The organism is Chryseobacterium sp. II3a (assembly GCF_057815135.1).
The window spans coordinates 479,880-498,283 of the sequence record NZ_JBYPZJ010000003.1; the positions used below are offsets into that span (position 1 = coordinate 479,880).

The 18,404-nt window shown below is 36.0% G+C and carries 16 protein-coding genes; 11 read left to right on the top strand and 5 right to left on the bottom strand.

What is annotated here, in order from left to right; all coding sequences use genetic code 11:
- Position 1 precedes the first annotated feature (1 nt).
- From AC3HD6_RS10720 to AC3HD6_RS10730, 3 genes are all read right to left on the bottom strand, one after another.
- Positions 2-607: a SatD family protein gene (locus AC3HD6_RS10720; protein ID WP_066692550.1), complete on the bottom strand. Its 606-nt coding sequence runs from the start codon at positions 605-607 to the stop codon at positions 2-4.
- A 256-nt stretch (positions 608-863) separates the two neighbouring features.
- Positions 864-995, bottom strand: coding sequence for a hypothetical protein (locus AC3HD6_RS10725; protein ID WP_488896334.1), 132 nt, complete (start codon positions 993-995; stop codon positions 864-866).
- Between the two features lie 21 nt (positions 996-1,016).
- A complete protein-coding gene (locus AC3HD6_RS10730; protein ID WP_488896335.1) occupies positions 1,017-2,936 on the bottom strand; it encodes an endonuclease in 1,920 nt (639 codons plus the stop codon).
- 192 nt (positions 2,937-3,128) lie between these two features.
- Here AC3HD6_RS10730 and AC3HD6_RS10735 point away from each other — a divergent pair, with 192 nt between their 5' ends.
- From AC3HD6_RS10735 to AC3HD6_RS10785, 11 genes are all read left to right on the top strand, one after another.
- The gene (locus tag AC3HD6_RS10735; RefSeq protein ID WP_129057603.1) at positions 3,129-4,268 is read left to right on the top strand and encodes an acyl-CoA dehydrogenase family protein; all 1,140 of its coding nucleotides are present in this window, start codon (positions 3,129-3,131) and stop codon (positions 4,266-4,268) included.
- A 17-nt stretch (positions 4,269-4,285) separates the two neighbouring features.
- Positions 4,286-4,783: a DinB family protein gene (locus AC3HD6_RS10740; RefSeq protein WP_488896336.1), complete on the top strand. Its 498-nt coding sequence runs from the start codon at positions 4,286-4,288 to the stop codon at positions 4,781-4,783.
- 205 nt (positions 4,784-4,988) lie between these two features.
- Positions 4,989-7,922, top strand: coding sequence for a reprolysin-like metallopeptidase (locus AC3HD6_RS10745; protein WP_488896337.1), 2,934 nt, complete (start codon positions 4,989-4,991; stop codon positions 7,920-7,922).
- 197 nt (positions 7,923-8,119) lie between these two features.
- On the top strand, positions 8,120-10,354 hold the full coding sequence (locus AC3HD6_RS10750) for a reprolysin-like metallopeptidase (RefSeq protein WP_488896338.1): 2,235 nt from the start codon (positions 8,120-8,122) through the stop codon (positions 10,352-10,354).
- 176 nt (positions 10,355-10,530) lie between these two features.
- Positions 10,531-12,762, top strand: coding sequence for a zinc-dependent metalloprotease (locus tag AC3HD6_RS10755; protein WP_488896339.1), 2,232 nt, complete (start codon positions 10,531-10,533; stop codon positions 12,760-12,762).
- Positions 12,763-13,198: 436 nt separating this feature from the next.
- Entirely contained in the window at positions 13,199-13,912 is a 714-nt protein-coding gene (locus AC3HD6_RS10760; RefSeq protein WP_488896340.1) for a hypothetical protein, read from the top strand.
- 11 nt (positions 13,913-13,923) lie between these two features.
- On the top strand, positions 13,924-14,343 hold the full coding sequence (locus AC3HD6_RS10765) for a hypothetical protein (protein WP_488896341.1): 420 nt from the start codon (positions 13,924-13,926) through the stop codon (positions 14,341-14,343).
- Positions 14,344-14,743: 400 nt separating this feature from the next.
- Entirely contained in the window at positions 14,744-15,211 is a 468-nt protein-coding gene (locus AC3HD6_RS10770; protein WP_068943239.1) for a pyrophosphohydrolase domain-containing protein, read from the top strand.
- 3 nt (positions 15,212-15,214) lie between these two features.
- Positions 15,215-15,778 carry a thioredoxin family protein gene (locus tag AC3HD6_RS10775; protein WP_488896342.1) on the top strand — a complete coding sequence of 188 codons (564 nt, stop codon included), beginning with the start codon at positions 15,215-15,217 and terminating at the stop codon, positions 15,776-15,778.
- Between the two features lie 2 nt (positions 15,779-15,780).
- Positions 15,781-16,386 carry a DUF4230 domain-containing protein gene (locus AC3HD6_RS10780; protein WP_488896343.1) on the top strand — a complete coding sequence of 202 codons (606 nt, stop codon included), beginning with the start codon at positions 15,781-15,783 and terminating at the stop codon, positions 16,384-16,386.
- A 13-nt stretch (positions 16,387-16,399) separates the two neighbouring features.
- Positions 16,400-16,585: a hypothetical protein gene (locus tag AC3HD6_RS10785; protein ID WP_068945089.1), complete on the top strand. Its 186-nt coding sequence runs from the start codon at positions 16,400-16,402 to the stop codon at positions 16,583-16,585.
- Positions 16,586-16,690: 105 nt separating this feature from the next.
- On the opposite strand, the gene leuB is transcribed toward AC3HD6_RS10785, so the two are convergent.
- On the bottom strand, positions 16,691-17,815 hold the full coding sequence (gene leuB, locus AC3HD6_RS10790; protein ID WP_488896344.1) for a 3-isopropylmalate dehydrogenase: 1,125 nt from the start codon (positions 17,813-17,815) through the stop codon (positions 16,691-16,693).
- Positions 17,796-18,404, bottom strand: a complete 609-nt coding sequence (gene leuD / locus AC3HD6_RS10795) for a 3-isopropylmalate dehydratase small subunit (RefSeq protein ID WP_488896345.1) — start codon at positions 18,402-18,404, stop codon at positions 17,796-17,798. Before leuD ends, leuB begins: the two co-directional genes overlap by 20 nt.

Genomic DNA, 18,404 nt, shown 5'->3' on the forward strand with positions numbered 1-18,404 from the left:
CTTATAGTTCTGAGATTTTCTTTCTGAAATACTGATTGGTTTCCACGATGAGCTCATAGTTAGCTCGTTTCAGTCTCTGGCTGATAGAAGACTGTGAAATAGCAAATCTCTTAGCGAGATCTTCCTGGGTAATATCTTGGTTCATAATCATTTCGTGAATGATTTCTGAAGTTGCCATAGTCCAGTTATCAAAATCTTTGGATGACCATTTCAACAGAATATTAAGATCCCTGTCTACGGAATCGTTTGACGTTTTAATAGCAACAGTGTGCCCGTCATTCTTCAGGTCATTCAGAAGTCGGCCGGAATTTACATAAGCGGTACCATTGGATTCGGTGATCTTTTCAGAAGAAAAACTTTCTTCACCAATGCCTATGGCCATTCTTACATCAAGGTTTTCCTGACTTTTAATAAGTGATTTTATGGCTAGAAAATGCCAGAAAACAGAGTCAATACTGCATTTAAACTGAAACTCATCTCCCCTGTAGATTTCCCATGTGCCGGGAGCGCTTCCCCAGGTTTCGAGAAGATTTTTAAGCTTGGTAATCCAAACTTCAGTGTCTGCATGTTGTGAATTTATAATATCACCGGTAATGACCGCTATCATATTGCAAATATAAGCATAATTACTTATAAATAAAAAATATAAGCAGAAACACTTATAGATATTGATTATTAGTGAATCTGCTTATATCGATTATGCAGTAAACATGAGGTTTTTAAGAGGTTATGTTAAATATGGAAATTGGTAAAAAGTAAAATTGGGTGAAAAAAATTAATAATAAATTGAATATTAACTCAACTTTTTTCATGATTTTTTGTATGAGGAGCTGTTTCCTGCTATCCGCTCATACTCCTCGCTCCTATTCTTCTCCAGCTGCTTGCTGTGGGGTAACCGCTGCTATCAGGGCTAATAACTCTTGCAAGGGTAAGACTACAATCTCTAAAAAAATAAAACCTAACAGGTTTTCAAGACCTGTTAGGTTGGGTATCATTAAATATGAGTTATTCTTTTACTATTTTTTAATAAACTGTTGGGTATGGTCATCCAGTCTTAAGATATAGGTTCCTGTAGGAATTCCCTGAACAGAAATGTCTTTTTTGTTTCTGAACGGATCTTTCTCAGTGTAAATTATTTTTCCGGAAAAATCAATAATTTGGACTGTTTTTATTTTTTCAATTTCTCCATTTACAAAAAGGCGGTCATATACAGGGTTTGGATATATTCCTAACTTTTTATCTTTGGATGCAATAAGTTCTGTAGTAGATAATGTTCCAAGATTCTGACAGTAATTGGATGGATAAGAATCCCATTCTCCGATAGTAAATGTACTGTTAGGCTGGTTGATTGTATTCTTTCTGTATAATGAAACATTGCCATTATTATTGAGTACGTATTTTGTACCAATTGCGTCTACAGTAGTTGTTTTATTATAAGCCAGTTCTACATAATTCTCTCCTTTAAAAGTCATAGGATCTGACGCCGTTACAAATTTAGCCTGATCATTAGAATAGCAAGCTAAATTAGCTTTGGGATTCAGGATTACAAAAGTTTCATTATTCCCTATTTTTCCTTCCAGTTCGTAAGTATCTGCATTATAAATAGCACCTGTAGCATTATTCTTAAGCTGGATATTAATTCTATAATTATTTAAATTGACTTCATGTCCCGTCTTATTAACAATTTCCAGAGCATTATTCTTAATAGTATTTGCAGTATTATTGGTTCCTGATATATATTTTGTGATCATAAGATCAGGAGCAAATGAATCTGAAGCTATAGTCGAGACTGTAACCGTATTACTGAATGGAGACTCCAGGTATCCTTTATCAAAAGCTTTTACTGTAAAAGTATATGTTGTAGACGGACTTAAGTGATCTATAGTTATAGCAGTTCCTTTTGTGACAGCAACAGGTATTTCTGAGCCATTCATATAAATTCTGTACCCCAAGATATCTGTATCAGTAGAAGCAGTCCAGTTCAGATTGACAAAATAAGCATTCTGCTGTGTTGAAACAAGTGATCCCGGAGCTAAAGGAGCAATGCTGTCAGGATTTTCAGACCAAATCATATCAATCCATTCCGGATGGTCAATAAATGGGTTTCTGTTTTTCTGGATAGCGTATATTGCATTATTTCTATCTATCTCTCTTTGTGAAACAGGATCCATTGCACTCCATTGCTTAAGCATAGCAACATAAGGGAGATCAATAGCTCTTTCTTCCGTCCCATCAAGCGGACATTGATCTGTAGCTGGTGTTATGGTTGCAGAGGTACTATATGCTGTATTAAAAGAACCTAATTTACCTTCATATCTCACAGCGAAATATAGCAATGTTCTCGCAACATCCCCTTTAAACTCATCAATAGGCTCATACACCCTTCCTGTATAAGGGTAATTAGGAATAGCAGCCTTTGATATCTTCGAATTGTTAGTAAATGTATAATAATTGGTAGTACCTGCTACACCGTAAGGATAGTTATTTCTTCGCTGATTAATATACGCATCCACAGGAACAATGAAATTCAGATCTGAATACATAGGATAATCACTAATACTAGAGCTTGTGCTAAATGTACTTTGAGGCATCATATGTTCTCTATTATAGCCCATTCCTTCAGCACCAGCACCAGCTATCATTTGATTAGACTTGTATTCATATGCGTCCAGTCCCAAGGGAATTTCAGAATAGATATCCAAAAGATATTCCGTATTCGAAGCATCGTGATCATAATATTTATCAAGATCCGTTTGGTTATAAAGATTCGGAAGATCATCATAATGCCAGTTAATCATTTTTTCCGAAATAATATCATGTACCTTAGATTTCAGGGCATATCCGGTTAATCCGGCAGTCCCGTTATAATATCCGGCAGGAGCCTGCGCAGAAATATAAGAAGAAATCAACATAATAGGAAATAGAATTTTTTTCATGCCTTAAAAATTGGGCAACTAAATTAGTAAAATATAATGCGCAAAAGTTTGAATATTTTATTAAGAAAACATTAAATCGTGAAATATAAAAAATTGGAAATTAAAATATTGGATACAATACTATTATGGATGTAATAATTTTTTTTAGCATTCCGTCAATTTGGTTATCTTTGGGAACTAACTATTATCAATATGAATACAGAGACAATTGACAACATCAAAATGATAGCGGAGACAGCTAGAGAATTTGCGGAAAAGAATATCCGACCGAATATTATGGAGTGGGATGAAAGCCAGACTTTCCCAAAAGATTTGTTCCATCAGTTGGGAGAAATGGGCTTTATGGGAATTGTAGTTCCTGAGCAGTACGGAGGTTCTGGTTTAAGTTATCATGAATACGTTACGATCCTGGATGAAATCTCTCAGGTAGATCCATCTATTGGCCTTTCCGTAGCAGCACACAATTCTCTTTGTACCAATCATATTTATGAGTTTGGAAATGAAGAACAGAGAAACAAATGGCTTCCTCAGCTTGCTTCCGGAAAAGTAATCGGAGCTTGGGGGCTTACAGAGCACAATACGGGTTCGGATTCAGGAGGAATGTCTACCACCGCCGTAAAAGATGGTGATGAATGGATTATTAACGGAGCTAAAAATTTTATTACTCACGCAATTTCAGGAGATATTGCAGTAGTAATGACCAGAACAGGAGAAAAAGGAGCTAAAAATAACTCTACTGCTTTCGTTTTGGAAAAAGGAATGCCTGGATTTACTTCAGGAAAAAAAGAAAATAAATTAGGAATGCGTGCCTCTGAAACCGCAGAATTAATTTTTGATAATGTACGTGTACCAGATTCTCACCGTTTGGGAGAAGTGGGTGAAGGCTTCAAACAGGCTATGAAAATTCTTGACGGAGGTAGAATTTCTATCGCTGCTTTAAGTTTAGGAACAGCAAGAGGGGCTTATAAAGCTGCTTTAAAATATGCTAAAGAAAGACATCAGTTTGGAAAATCAATTTCTGAATTCCAGGCTATCAATTTTATGTTAGCTGATATGGCTACAGAAATTGATGCTGCGGAGCTTCTGATTCAGAGAGCGGCAACATTAAAAAATGCTAAGCAAAAGATGACCAAAGAAGGAGCAATGGCAAAATTATATGCTTCTGAAGCTTGTGTAAGAATTGCTAACAATGCAGTTCAGATCTTCGGAGGTTATGGGTACACAAAGGACTTCCCTGCTGAAAAATTCTACAGAGATTCTAAGCTTTGTACTATTGGAGAAGGAACTTCTGAAATCCAGAGACTGGTGATCGGAAGAGATATTACAAAATAATTTTAACCCTCATACAAATGATTAAACAGAGCCTTTTAGGTGAGTTTCTGCATGAAGCGGAAAACACCAGAAAAATTTTAAAAGCAATCCCCGACAGTGCTTTAGACTGGAAACCTTCTGAAAAGAACTGGACTACCGGTCAGCTGGCCTCTCATATTGCGGAAGTTTATAACTGGTACAACCCTACTTTTAATCAGGATGTCTTTGACATGGGCCAGTACCAGTACGATAAAGGTGATATTTCCAAAGCCGAAAATATTGTAGCAAAATTTGAAGAAAATGTAGCTAATGCACAGAAGGTTCTGGAAAATTCTGATGAAAGAACTTATTTCAATGAATGGAAGATGGAAATGAACGGAAATACTCTTTTTCCTGCTTCACCAAGAATTCAGGTAGTGAGAGGTTTTCTTTATAATCATTTGTACCATCACAGAGGTGAATTGGTTGTGTATTTGAGGTCAACCGGAAACAAAGTTCCAGGGCTTTATGGTCCTACTGCTGATGATGTAAGATAACTTAAAAATTATTTTAACTGATAATGAATGACATGCATAATTGATGCATGTCATTTTTTCATTTTGAGACATTATAATTTTAAGGATATTCAATGTATTACATAATATATTAAATGAATATTCCAAAATTTTCTTAAAAATTTTTGTTTTTCGTAATATAATTTTTATTAATTTCGATTTACCATAATAAAAACAAATATTTAATATGAAAAGACAATTAACCCTGCTTGGGATGCTTCTTATTACAGGAGCCTCCTTCGCACAGACTGACCGTCTTTGGTCTCAAGAGTTCTCAAGAACATCTTCACCAACCTTTGAAAACAAAACAGGAATCCGGAATCCAAAATTATTCAGTTTGAATATCGACGGATTGAAGAATGCTCTGGCAAAGGCTCCGAAAAGATTGGCAGCTGGCGAAAAATCCGAAACCATTATTTCCTTTCCAAATTCTGATGGTAGAATGGAAAATTTCAAAGTAAGAGAAAACTCCAACTTTACCCCTGAATTAGCAGCAAAGTATCCTGACATCAAATCCTATGTTGGCCAGGGACTTGAAGATCCAAATTCAACAGTGTATTTCAGTGTTTCTTCATTAGGATTATCATCTATGGAAATTTATGGTGACAAATCAGCAGTGTTCATAGAACCTTATTCTAAAGATCTTTCTACGTATGTTGTTTACAAAAAATCTGACAAAAACGACGATCTTAGCAAATTTGAATGTACTGTAATAGATGTCGCTAAAAAAGGAGTATCTAATGCCAATATTGCAGCAAGACCAAATGCTGATGATGCTAAACTGAGAACATTCAGGCTGGCACTATCATGTACTGGAGAGTATACAGCTTATTTTGGCGGCACAAAAGCCCAGGCATTAGCAGCAATGAATAATACAATGACCCGTGTGAACGGTGTTTTTGAAAAGGATTTTGCTGCAAGAATGGTTCTTATTGCCAATAATGATGCTGTAATTTATACCAATGCTTCTACAGATCCTTACTCTGCCGCATCAGGAATGAGCAGCTGGAATTCTCAACTCCAAAGTACATTAACCTCTGTTATTGGAGAAGCTAATTACGATATCGGACACTTGTTTGGTGCTTCCGGAGGCGGAGGAAATGCAGGATGCATCGGATGTATCTGTACAAACGGCTCAAAAGGAAGCGGCTATACTTCCCCCGCAGATGCAATTCCATCAGGCGATAATTTTGACATCGATTATGTAGCGCATGAAATGGGACATCAATTTGGAGGAAATCATACTTTTTCCCATGGAAATGAAGGCACAGGTGTGAATATGGAGCCAGGCTCAGGATCAACCATCATGGGATATGCCGGAATTACAAGCCAGGACGTTCAACCTCATTCCGATTCATTTTTCCATGCAGTAAGTATCCAGCAAATTACCAATAATATTAAAGCTAAAACCTGTTCAGTAAATACCAACACCGGAAACTCTATCCCAACAGCCAATGCAGGTTCAGACTATACTATTCCAAAAGGAACTCCATTTGTGCTGACAGGAAGTGGAACTGATGCAGACGGAGATTCATTAACTTATATCTGGGAACAGATGGATAATGCGTCCTCATCTCAAACCGGAGCCAGCTCTGCAGCTAGTGCAACAAAAGCCTCAGGACCTACTTTCAGATCATGGACCCCAACTACTGTTCCTACAAGATATTTTCCAAGAATGGCCTCTATTTTGGCAGGTTCAACAACTACAGCCGGCACCGATATTACAGTAGAAGCGCTTCCTTCAGTAGCCAGAACATTAAACTTCAGATTTACCGTTCGTGACAATAAAGCCGGAGGATCAGGGAATAATTCAGACGACGCCGTAATTACAGTAAACAGCACTGCAGGACCTTTCGCTGTTACTTCTCAGAATTCTGCAACTACTTACACAGGCGGAAGTTCACAAACCGTTACCTGGGATGTAGCAGGAACTACCGCAAATGGTGTAAACACAGCGAATGTAGATATTCTATGGTCTACAGATAATGGAAATACCTGGACTACTCTATTGTCTGCAACTCCTAATGATGGGTCACAGGCTGTAACAATTCCTAATGTTTCTACTACTACAGGAAGACTTATGGTAAAAGGATCTAATCACATTTTCTTTGATGTAAATAATGCTAATATTTCTGTAAATGCAGGATCCGGAACACCTGATACGATTGCTCCTACGGCACCGACGCTTGCTGCATCAGGAACTACTTCTACAAGCACAAACCTTTCCTGGTCAGGTGCTACAGACAATGTAGGAGTTACTGGTTACGATGTATACCAAGGGGCTTCATTGATCGGCTCTACAGCTTCTACTACTCTTACTGTAACAAGTTTAACTCCTTCCACTACTTACAGCTTCTCTGTAAAAGCAAAAGATGCTGCAGGTAATGCGTCATCTTCAAGTAATACCGTAAACGTTACAACACTTGCAGGTGGAGGACCTGTTACTTACTGCTCAGCTTCGGCATCTAATACTGCTGACGAAAGAATTGGTAATGTGAAATTCGGAACTATTAATAATACTTCAACAGGAACGGCAGGATATGAAAACTTTACGTCTATTTCTACCAATGTAACAAGAGGAACAGCTTATACTCTTTCTATTACTCCGGTATGGACTTCTACGAAGTATAGTGAGGCTTATGCTGTTTATATTGATTATAACGGAGATGGTGACTTTACGGACAGTGGAGAATTGGCATGGTCAAAAGCCGGCTCTACGACAAGTCCAGTTACAGGATCGATTACTATCCCTTCAACATCAACTTTAGGTTCTACAAGAATGAGAGTGATGATGAAATACAGCTCAATTCCAACTTCATCTTGTGAAGCTTATACGTATGGACAGGTTGAAGATTATACTTTAAACATTGTTTCTTCAGGAAGAGGAGAACTTTCTAATACGAAAGATCTGATTACAGATATTAAACTATACCCTAACCCGGTAAAAGATATTATGTATATCTCCAATACAACTTCTGAAGATTACAAAATCTTCGATATGGGCGGAAAAATGGTTGATTCAGGAAAACTTCAGAGAGGATCTGTGAATGTAAGCAACCTGATTAAAGGAGCCTACATGTTGCAGATAGGAGAAACAAGTAAAAGATTCATTAAAAATTAATAATCTTAATATTAAACCATTGAAAAAACCACTCTTCATAGAGTGGTTTTATTTTTTTAGTTGTTTTTATTTAATTATTTTTAATATTTCATTTAATTTATTGTGAATATTATTTTAAAATTTATCAATCTATGCATTTTTCATATCATATTTTTTATTAGCTTTGGCATTACACAAATAAAAAAAATACTTCGTACATGAAAAAACAATTATTAATGATGAGTATGCTTGCAGTATCAGGCATCTCTTTCGCACAGACAGATCGTTTATGGACTTCACAGTCTAAAAAAGAATTATCAGAAGTTGTTGAAAACAAGTCAAACATTGAAACCCCCAAACTTTATCATCTGGATATTGATGGATTAAGAAGTACCTTATCAAGAGCTCCTAAAAGATTAGCTGAGAAATCAGGAGTTATCATTTCTTTTCCTAACTCAACGGGGAAAATGGAAAATTTCAGAGTTACAGAGAATTCCAATTTCGATCCTGAATTAGCCGCTAAATACCCTGATATTAAGTCCTATGTTGGACAAGGACTGGAAGATAAGTCTTCAACAGTTTATTTTAGTATTTCCTCTTTGGGATTATCTTCTATGGAAATTTATGGTGATAAGTCTGCAATTTTTATTGAGCCTTACACTAAAGATTTGTCTACTTATGTTGTTTATAAAAAATCTGATAGGAAAGATAATTTAGATAAGTTTGAATGTAAAGTGCTTGATGTAGCAGAAAAAGGCAGTTCTACCACTCTAGCAGCTAAAAATGCCAACGATTCGACATTGAGAACATTCAGACTAGCACTTTCCTGTACCGGAGAATATACCTCTTATTTCGGAGGAACCAAAGCCCAGGCTTTAGCAGCTATGAACAATACCATGACGCGTGTCAATGGTGTTTTTGAAAATGATTTTTCTGCTAGAATGGTGCTTATTCCTAATAATGATGCTGTTATTTATACCAATGCATCTACAGATCCTTACTCACCATCATCAAGTAAAGATAATTGGAGTTATGAGCTAATGCAAACATTAGATGCGACTATCGGCAATGCAAATTTTGATATAGGCCATGTATTTGGAAGAGACGGCGGAGGTGGTTATGCAGGATGTATTGGATGTATTTGCAGCAATGATATGTCATATACTACACAATCTGGTGTAAAATACCCTAACGCTTATAAAGGTAGTGGTTATACTTCCCCAGCCGATGGAGTTCCCTCCGGAGATACTTTTGATATAGATTATGTAGCTCATGAAATGGGACACCAGTTTGGAGGGAATCACACTTGGTCTAATGCAACACAGTCAGGTTTGAAGCCAGTTGAACCGGGTTCCGGATCTACGATTATGGGGTATGCAGGAATTACAAACTATGATGTTCAGAAAAATTCAGATCCTTTTTTCCATGCCATTAGCATAGAACAAATCACCAATACCATTAAAGCAACAAGCTGCTCAGTAAATACCCCTACAGGAAATTCAATTCCTACAGCGAATGCCGGGCTGGATTATACCATTCCTAAAAGTACGCCTTTTATGTTAACAGGATCAGGAACCGATGCTAATGGTGACTCACTTACCTATATATGGGAACAAATGGATCAGGGAACATCTTCTCAGACAGGAGCCAATTCGGCGGCTACTGCGACTAAAACAGCAGGACCTACTTTCAGATCATGGACACCAACAGCTTCTCCAATACGATATTTCCCTAGAATGGCATCAATATTGGCAGGAGCTACCACTACTGCTGGTTTAGATATTAATGTAGAGGCTTTATCCTCAGTTGCAAGAGCCTTAAATTTCAGATTTACCGTTCGAGATAATAGACTTGGTGGTGCTGGAAATAGTTCTGATGATGCAAAGATCACTGTTAGCTCTGCTGCAGGACCTTTCACAATCACCTCACAGAATAGTGCCATATCTTATCCAGGAGGAAGCTCACAAACCGTAAAATGGAATGTTGCAGGAACTACAGCAAATGGTATAAACGCCGCAAATGTAGATATCCTTTGGTCAACAGACAATGGAAATTCCTGGACAACTTTATTAGCAGGAACTCCTAATGACGGATCACAAGCTGTCATCATTCCTAATGCTGCCACTTCTTCAGGAAGGCTTATGGTAAAAGGAACCAATCATATTTTCTTTGATGTAAATAATGCTAATATCTCAGTAACATCTTCTGTTGCAAAATCTACATCAGAAATAGCACCAACGGCCGTGAAAGAGATCAGGCTATCTCCCAACCCGGTAAAAGACATTCTGACTGTATCAAACACCAATTCGGAACAATATAGAATTTATGATATGTCCGGAAAACTAGTACATGAAGGATCACTTCAGAGAGGAACGGTAAATGTAAGCAAACTAGTGAATGGAGCTTATTTAATCCAAATTGGAGAAACCTCTAAAAGATTTATCAAAAACTAATTACTATAATAATTTAAGCGATGTGAAACTGTCCATTTATTGGGCAGTTTTTTTATTTATTCTTACTCAGCGAGTTGAATATTTTTATTGATTATTATTTTTAATTATTCTAAAAAAGAATAATTTTTAAAGATTTTTTTATTAATTTTGAATTATTCAAAAAAATTCACGGCAACATGAAAAAACAACTATTAATGATGGGGATGCTGGTGTTATCTGGCGTTTCTTTTGCGCAAACTGATCGATTATGGACAAAAAAAAATAAAGAAAGAACTTCGTCTGTTTTTGAAAATATGAAAAATATCAATGATCCAAGAATTTTTCATTTGGACATTAATGGTTTGAAAAATGCATTAACAAAAACTCCTAAAAGGGCAACAGAAAAATCCTCTGTTATCATTTCTCTTCCCAATTCATCTGGAAAAATGGAACGTTTTAGCGTAATGGAAAATTCAAATTTCGATCCTGAATTGGCAGCAAAATACCCGGATATTAAATCCTATATCGGCCAGGGATTAAAAGATAAATCTTCAACAGTTTATTTCAGTATTTCATCTTTAGGACTATCTTCCATGGAAATTTATGGTGATAAATCAGCGGTTTTTATTGAGCCCTATACCAAAGATCTATCTACTTATGCTGTTTATAAACGTTCTGACAAAAAGAGTGATCTGAATAATTTTGAATGCAAAGTACTGGAATCTGCACAAAAAGAAACTCCCAATGTAATTACAGCCAAAAATGCGGATGATGCCGTTCTAAGAACATTCAGATTGGCACTATCTTGTACCGGAGAATATGCCAATTATTTTGGAGGAACCAAAGCTGATGCATTGGCAGCCATGAATAATACACTGACCCGGGTAAATGGTATTTTTGAAAATGATTTTGCGGCAAGAATGGTTCTGATTCCTAATAACGACTCCATCGTTTATACTGATGCCAATACCGATCCTTTTTCACCCTCCAATAAAATGAACAAATGGAATCTTGAGCTTATGAATACTTTAAGTTCCACTATTGGTAATGCCAATTTTGATATAGGTCATTTATTTGGTGCTACCGGAGGTGGTGGTAATGCTGGCTGCATTGGCTGTATATGCAGTGATGATATGTCTACTTATACTTATCAGGGCACTGTTTATCCTGAGAACTATAAAGGAAGCGGCTTCACCTCTCCTTCTAATGGTATTCCTTCTGGTGATACTTTTGACATTGACTTTGTAGCTCATGAAATGGGGCATCAGTTTGGAGGAAACCATACATTTTCATATACGACACAAGTTGGGCTACAACCTGTAGAGCCAGGTTCCGGATCTACCATTATGGGGTATGCAGGAATTACGCCTTATAACGTACAAAGAAATTCAAATGCATTCTTTCACGCCCGAAGTATTGAACAAATAACCAATACCATTAAAGCAACAACATGTTCTGTAAATACCCCTACAGGAAATAGAATTCCTACAGCTAATGCAGGAGCAGATTATACAATTCCTAAAAGCACACCATTTGTACTGACAGGCTCCGGGACAGATGCGGATGGAGATTCACTTACCTACATCTGGGAACAAATGGATAAAGGAACCCCCTCCCAAACAGGAAGCAATTCTGTAGCTACACCTACAAAAACCGCAGGACCTACATTCAGATCATGGGTACCTACAGCTTCACCGGTAAGATATTTCCCTCAAATGGAAAGTATTTTAAAAGGAGATACAGAAACCCTAGGAGATGAAATAAGAGTTGAAGCACTATCTTCTGTTTCAAGAGATCTGAATTTCAGATTTACTGTAAGGGATAATAGATTAGGAGGGGCTGGAAACAATTCTGATGATGTTAAAATCACGGTGAATGCTTTTGCAGGTCCATTTGTGATTACCTCCCAAAATAACACGGTAACTTATCCTGGGGGAAGTTCACAAATAGTAACCTGGGATGTAGCAGGAACAACTGCCAATGATATCAATGCTGCCAATGTGGATATTCTTTGGTCTGCAGATGGCGGAGAAACCTGGACTACCCTATTGGCAGGAACGCCTAATGATGGTTCAGAGACTGTTGTAATTCCTAATACAGCCACTCGTTCAGGAAGAATTATGGTGAAAGGAACGAATCATATCTTCTTTGATGTAAACAATACGAATATCTCGGTCACTACTAATGAATTGTCTACAGCGGAAACTCAATTGCAAGACGATATAGAAATTAAACTGTATCCAAACCCGGTGAAGGATCTCTTAACCCTTTCCAATACAAGTTCAGAAAGATATAAAATCTATGATATGTCCGGGAAACTGATCATGGAAGGTACTCTACAGAACGGAACAGTGAACGTAAACAGCCTGATAAAAGGAAATTATGTCATTCAGATTGAGAAATTCTCAAAGATGTTCATTAAAAAGTAAAATCACATCCAAATATACATAGAAAAGACTGCTTACGGGCGGTCTTTTTTTATTTGATCTTCATACTCTTTTTCATTATTTTTTTATTTAAATCACTAATAACCATTGAATTATTTTCAATAATAATGTTTTATTAAAAATAATATTATATATAATTATATTTTCAGCTAATTTTATCACTCAATATCATTCTTTTATTGTACTGTTATCCGTTTGTATTTAAGGGAGGCTTTCAATAGCTTTTCTTATGATGGATCTTTCTCTTATTTCTTTCATATGAGAAGACAAGGCTCATTATATTTAAAATCAAATATTTTTTTGATAAAGAAAACACGCCTGCAGGTATAAAAGATAACCTATTCTATATAAGCATTGCCATTGGTCTGAATCCCTGATAATACCTACTTAAATTTTTACATAATTTAAAATTTTTTATATGAAACATGTATTTAAGTACTTCTTTTTTCTAGCCATTGTATCTTTTTCTGTGGCTTGTAGTTCTGATGACACAGAAGAAGTTGTGATCAAACCAAGCCCGGTTAAAATTGTATTTTTCAAAAGTGCTGACGACTTTGCCACCACTTATGATCCGGAGAACAAAGTAAGTCAAACCATCAGAATACAGGCATTTGATTTGTACAAACAAGGAAACTGGAAAGAGCTTGAAAAACTATTTCAGGCAAATGAACTTAATGGCGGCTGGCCACCAGCAAATGGCGGATACAATATTGTAGACGATGTTGCCATACAAGCCGGACAAAAATATGACAGATATAGTGGTGCTGTGGGAAGTTATAATGGTACCGGAAATCCAACACTAGGTGGAAACTTCACCAGTCCTATTATTAACGGGTATGTGTATACTTTCGCTGAAAGAGCTTTAAATCAGCCGGAAAACAAATACGATTTCTATTACCAGATTGATGTTTTGAATGCATTACCTTTTAAATCTCAAACAGCAGATATCATCCCTTGGTTTAATCAAGTCGGAAACGGAAAACAGACCATGTGGAAAATTCCTATCGATATTAATACCGGATTTCCGAAAACTTGGAATAAATTAGCAGAAGAAGGGTATATAAAAATTACCATTAAAAAAAGTCCAAGCGGGAAATATCCTAATCTGGAAGGAACCGTTATTCAGAACTAAAATATATTCAGATGTATTCAATATCAAAAAAGATAAAGATGGGTAAAAAAGCTTTGACTCAAAAAGAAAGATTCATCAATGACGAAGCCATTCCGGCTGCGGTTACCCAATTTAGCTGCTGTGAATGCGGGCAGGAAAATACGGTTACTATTTCGCCTTATCAATCGGGATTTCCAATCTTTCAAATCTATGATGGAGATAAAGTATTATCAAAGTCTGAGCTTTTAAAGAATCAAATGGTTACTGAGACTTCTCAGAGAATGCAACATTACGGAGAACTCACCGTAAACGATTTGCCAACCTTATACTTCGGAACCAGTTGTACTTCCTGTAACACATCCTATATTTGTATATTCAGTTATGGAGAAAAACAGCCAAGTCTAGAAATATTAAATATCTCCGGAATATGGGAATACCAGGAAGTTGAGTAATTGAATATCATCAGCCTATTTTAAAACAAAACCACAATTCATCATTGTGGTTTTTGTATTGTTATTTTTAACCAAAAATTAACATGGATAATGACGCTTCAGAATCCTTTATGGACTATTTTTTTAACCTGTATCCATGTGTGATTTAAAAATTGGCAACTATCTACAATTTTACATTAAGCTATTATTTTGCTCTGTCCTTCTGAATGCAACGCAGTGAAATGAAGAATCTAACTATAAATGAGATTCTTCCTTCATCAGAAATCAAAGATTCGGTGCAACCAATGGCAATGCTGTAAAATTATATATTAGGTACCAAAAAATTAATGATTCTTATTTTACCTTCTACATTTCACAATTAGCAAATCGTTTTCTATCTTTGTCATAAATAAAAAAATTCATGGATAAAATTGATAGTTTGAACCAAGTAGCAGAATTCCATACTACTTTCAAAGCCCCTATTCTAGACACCCCACAAATTCCTTCTGCAGAAAGATGCAATCTTAGAGTAGAACTTCTACAGGAAGAACTTAATGAATTGAAACAAGCCATAGCTGACAACAATATTGTAGAAATTGCAGATGCTCTTTGTGATTTACAGTATGTTTTAAGTGGTGCTGTACTTGAATTCGGACTTGGCAGTAAATTTGTAGAGCTATTCAACGAAGTTCAGCGTTCTAACATGTCGAAGGCGTGTGATAATGAAGAGCAGGCTAATGAAACCGTTGAATTCTACAAAGAAAAAGACGTAGAATCTTTTTATGAGAAATCTGGTGAAAAGTTCAATGTGTATAGAAAAGCAGATCATAAAGTATTAAAAAACAAATATTATTCTCCTGCTGATCTAAAGTCAATTATTGAGAAATAAAATATGAAAAAATTTATTACAAATATTGTTGCCGTTTCAAGTTTATTTTTAACTACTCAGCAGCTTAGTGCTCAGAAAGTAGTGGTTAACCGCGAAGTTACTACTGAAAAAGATGGTAAAATGCTTTTGGGTCACCAGTTAAAACAGCAGTTTTTGAAAGCTCCTTATGCTGATTGGTATGTAAAGGAACATGACGAATATGCTATGGATCAAAAGGCGATCAGTGAACTGAAAAAAGAAAGACTGGGATCTTATGATATCACCGTTTTTATGGGAACCTGGTGTGAAGACAGCCACAGAGATGTACCAAGGCTGATGAAAATTCTGGAAGAAATAAACTATCCTGAAAGTAAACTGACCATTATCGCTGTTAATCGCAAAAAAGAATCTCCAACCGGAGACGAATCTCTTTATAATATCCAGAAAGTTCCTACCATTATCCTTAAAAGATATGGAAAAGAAATAGGAAGAATTGTAGAAATGCCTACCAGCGGATATATAGAAAGAGATTTAGTTGAAATTCTGAAAAAGAATGACTCATCTATAATTAAAGAAATTTTTAAATAGATTTGAGAAATTATAAAACAATTTTATCGTTTGTAGCCGGTGCCGGAGCTATGGTACTGCTGTTTTTTGGACTTAAATCCTGTCTGAATCTTGGTGGAAAAACGGAAAAATCAGAGTATTATATTCTGACAAACCAGATCTCCAAAATGAATAAGATGGTGGTGATAGAACAAAACAGTTCCTCTATGCAGAAAACCAAAATGGGGTATGAATTCATGGGAAAAGAAGTTTCAAGTAATAGTATCATTACCTTTACCAAAACCAATGCCCAGGTTTCTTATGACCTGAATAAAATGAAGATTGAAGTAGACTCCATTAATAAAAAGCTGGTCATCACGGAACTCCCTGATGCAGACATTAGGATTACGCCCAGCGTTGAAATTCAGTCTATGGATGATTCGTTTTTTAATAGAATTTCTGAAAAGGATATAAAAAACGTAACAACAAAGGCTAAAGAAACTGCGATTAAATCTATTGATCAAAACCAGCTGAGAAGTGAAGGACGCAAGCAATTAATGGAAAACCTTGATAATATTTTTGTTTTGGCAAAGGCTTTGAATTATACTATAGAAGATAAGACCGGAAAGATCGGTATTCTTGGACTCTAAAAATAATTCAGCAATGGACTCAAAAGGAAATAACAAAAAAAAGGAATCTGCCAACACCGCAGAAACTAAAAAGCAAAATCAGGATTTCCAGAATATTCCTGCTTCATCGAAAAAAGTTAATCCTCCTGACATTGATAAAGAAGATATTCAAAAATCTTCCAAAAATAAATCAGGAAAAACGGATAATACAAAAGAGTAAATAAACCATAAAGGTTTAAAAATTTCAGAAAATAAAATTGAAAGGTTCGGTCTCTTTGAGACCGAACCTTTCTTCTAACTATCTATCTAAGTGAACTAAAAATACTTATACAATGGTTGATTTTCCGATTTTTACATTCTCGAAATTATAATATGACTTCTCGGAATATTTAATATGATCTGCAATAAAGCTTCCTACCTCGCTGGTTGAATAATATTGTTTTGTATTAAGATCTATTGTTACATATTTGTTTTCAATAGCATGTTCTACAGACTGTCTCAGCTTACTGGCAGCAGGCTGTAATCCAAGATGATCAAGCATCATTGCCACACTTAAAATGGAAGCTATAGGATTGGCAATTCCCTTTCCTTTTGCCTGGGGATATGAACCATGAATAGGCTCAAACAACGCATTATTCTCTCCTATTGATGCTGAAGGGAGTAATCCGATAGATCCACCGATTACACTGGCTTCATCAGAAATAATATCTCCGAACATATTTTCCGTTACAATCACATCAAACTGTTTTGGATTAAGGATCAACTGCATGGCTGCATTATCTACAAACATATAGTCTAACTGTACATCCAGATATTCTGAAGCGATTTCCTGACAGATTTTTCTCCATAATCTGGAAGTATCCAACACATTCGCTTTATCAATTAATGTCAGTTTTTTATTTCTTTTCTGTGCTTCCTGGAATGCCATGTGAGCAATTGGAAGAATATCTTCCCTGCTGTATTTGCATATGTCGTAAGCATAAGCACCTTCAGGATCAGTAAATTTCTCACCAAAATAAATACCGCTTACCAGTTCTCTGAAAATCTGGATATCTGCACCTTCAATGATTTCTCTTTTAAGCGGGCTCTTTTCAATAAGGGATGCATACGTTTTTAAAGGACGAATGTTGGCAAATAGTCCTAGTTCCTTACGAAGTTTCAATAACCCCTGTTCAGGTCTTACTTTGGCTTCAGGATTATTATCAAATGCAGGATCACCTATTGCTCCGAAAAGCACGGCGTCCGATTCTTTACAAATCTTTAATGTTTCTTCAGGCAGCGGATCTCCTGTTTTAAAAATAGCTTCAGCACCTATCAATCCATAATCAAATTGAAATTTGTACTCAAAAGCTTCCGCAATCACATCCAAAATTTTGATGCTTTCACTGATAATTTCCGGTCCTATTCCATCTCCTGGAAGAACTGCGATTTTAAAATAATTGTTGTTCATTTTTTGTCTGTGTTTTTAGTTCAAATTCTGTGATCGCCTGTTTTTTGCTGATTAAAAAATCAATATCATCATAACCATTCAGAAGGCATATTTTTTTATAAGAATCCAATTCAAATGTTTCGGTGGTATCTTTAAAACTAATAGATTGCAGCTCTACATCAATGGCAATTTCATTATCTGGGTTTTCATTGATTCCTTCTAAAATCTCCTTTAAGAATTCTTCAGAAACTTTTACCGGAAGAAGACCATTATTTAAAGCATTTCCTTTAAAAATATCGGCAAAATAGCTGGAAACAATTACCTTAAACCCATAATCGGTTAATGCCCAGGCAGCATGCTCACGGCTGCTACCACATCCGAAATTATTTCCTGCTACTAAGATTTCGCCAGCGAATTTAGGATTGTTCAATACAAAATCAGGATTAGGCTCATGGGTATGAATATTATATCTCCAGTCTCTGAACAGGTTTTCTCCAAATCCTTTTCTGTCTATACTTTTTAAAAATCTTGCCGGAATAATCTGATCCGTATCTATATTTTCTGCCGGCAATGGAACTGCACGGGATTTTATAATAACTAATTTTTGCAT

Coding starts and splice junctions, on each gene's coding strand:
- AC3HD6_RS10770 (WP_068943239.1), top strand. CDS start 14,744: ATGGATAAAATTGATAGTTTGAACCAAGTAGCAGAATTCCATACTACT.
- leuD (WP_488896345.1), bottom strand. CDS start 18,404: ATGCAAAAATTAGTTATTATAAAATCCCGTGCAGTTCCATTGCCGGCA.
- leuB (WP_488896344.1), bottom strand. CDS start 17,815: ATGAACAACAATTATTTTAAAATCGCAGTTCTTCCAGGAGATGGAATA.
- AC3HD6_RS10725 (WP_488896334.1), bottom strand. CDS start 995: ATGATACCCAACCTAACAGGTCTTGAAAACCTGTTAGGTTTTATTTTT.
- AC3HD6_RS10735 (WP_129057603.1), top strand. CDS start 3,129: ATGAATACAGAGACAATTGACAACATCAAAATGATAGCGGAGACAGCT.
- AC3HD6_RS10720 (WP_066692550.1), bottom strand. CDS start 607: ATGATAGCGGTCATTACCGGTGATATTATAAATTCACAACATGCAGAC.
- AC3HD6_RS10755 (WP_488896339.1), top strand. CDS start 10,531: ATGAAAAAACAACTATTAATGATGGGGATGCTGGTGTTATCTGGCGTT.
- AC3HD6_RS10740 (WP_488896336.1), top strand. CDS start 4,286: ATGATTAAACAGAGCCTTTTAGGTGAGTTTCTGCATGAAGCGGAAAAC.
- AC3HD6_RS10760 (WP_488896340.1), top strand. CDS start 13,199: ATGAAACATGTATTTAAGTACTTCTTTTTTCTAGCCATTGTATCTTTT.
- AC3HD6_RS10745 (WP_488896337.1), top strand. CDS start 4,989: ATGAAAAGACAATTAACCCTGCTTGGGATGCTTCTTATTACAGGAGCC.
- AC3HD6_RS10765 (WP_488896341.1), top strand. CDS start 13,924: ATGTATTCAATATCAAAAAAGATAAAGATGGGTAAAAAAGCTTTGACT.
- AC3HD6_RS10750 (WP_488896338.1), top strand. CDS start 8,120: ATGAAAAAACAATTATTAATGATGAGTATGCTTGCAGTATCAGGCATC.
- AC3HD6_RS10775 (WP_488896342.1), top strand. CDS start 15,215: ATGAAAAAATTTATTACAAATATTGTTGCCGTTTCAAGTTTATTTTTA.
- AC3HD6_RS10730 (WP_488896335.1), bottom strand. CDS start 2,936: ATGAAAAAAATTCTATTTCCTATTATGTTGATTTCTTCTTATATTTCT.
- AC3HD6_RS10785 (WP_068945089.1), top strand. CDS start 16,400: ATGGACTCAAAAGGAAATAACAAAAAAAAGGAATCTGCCAACACCGCA.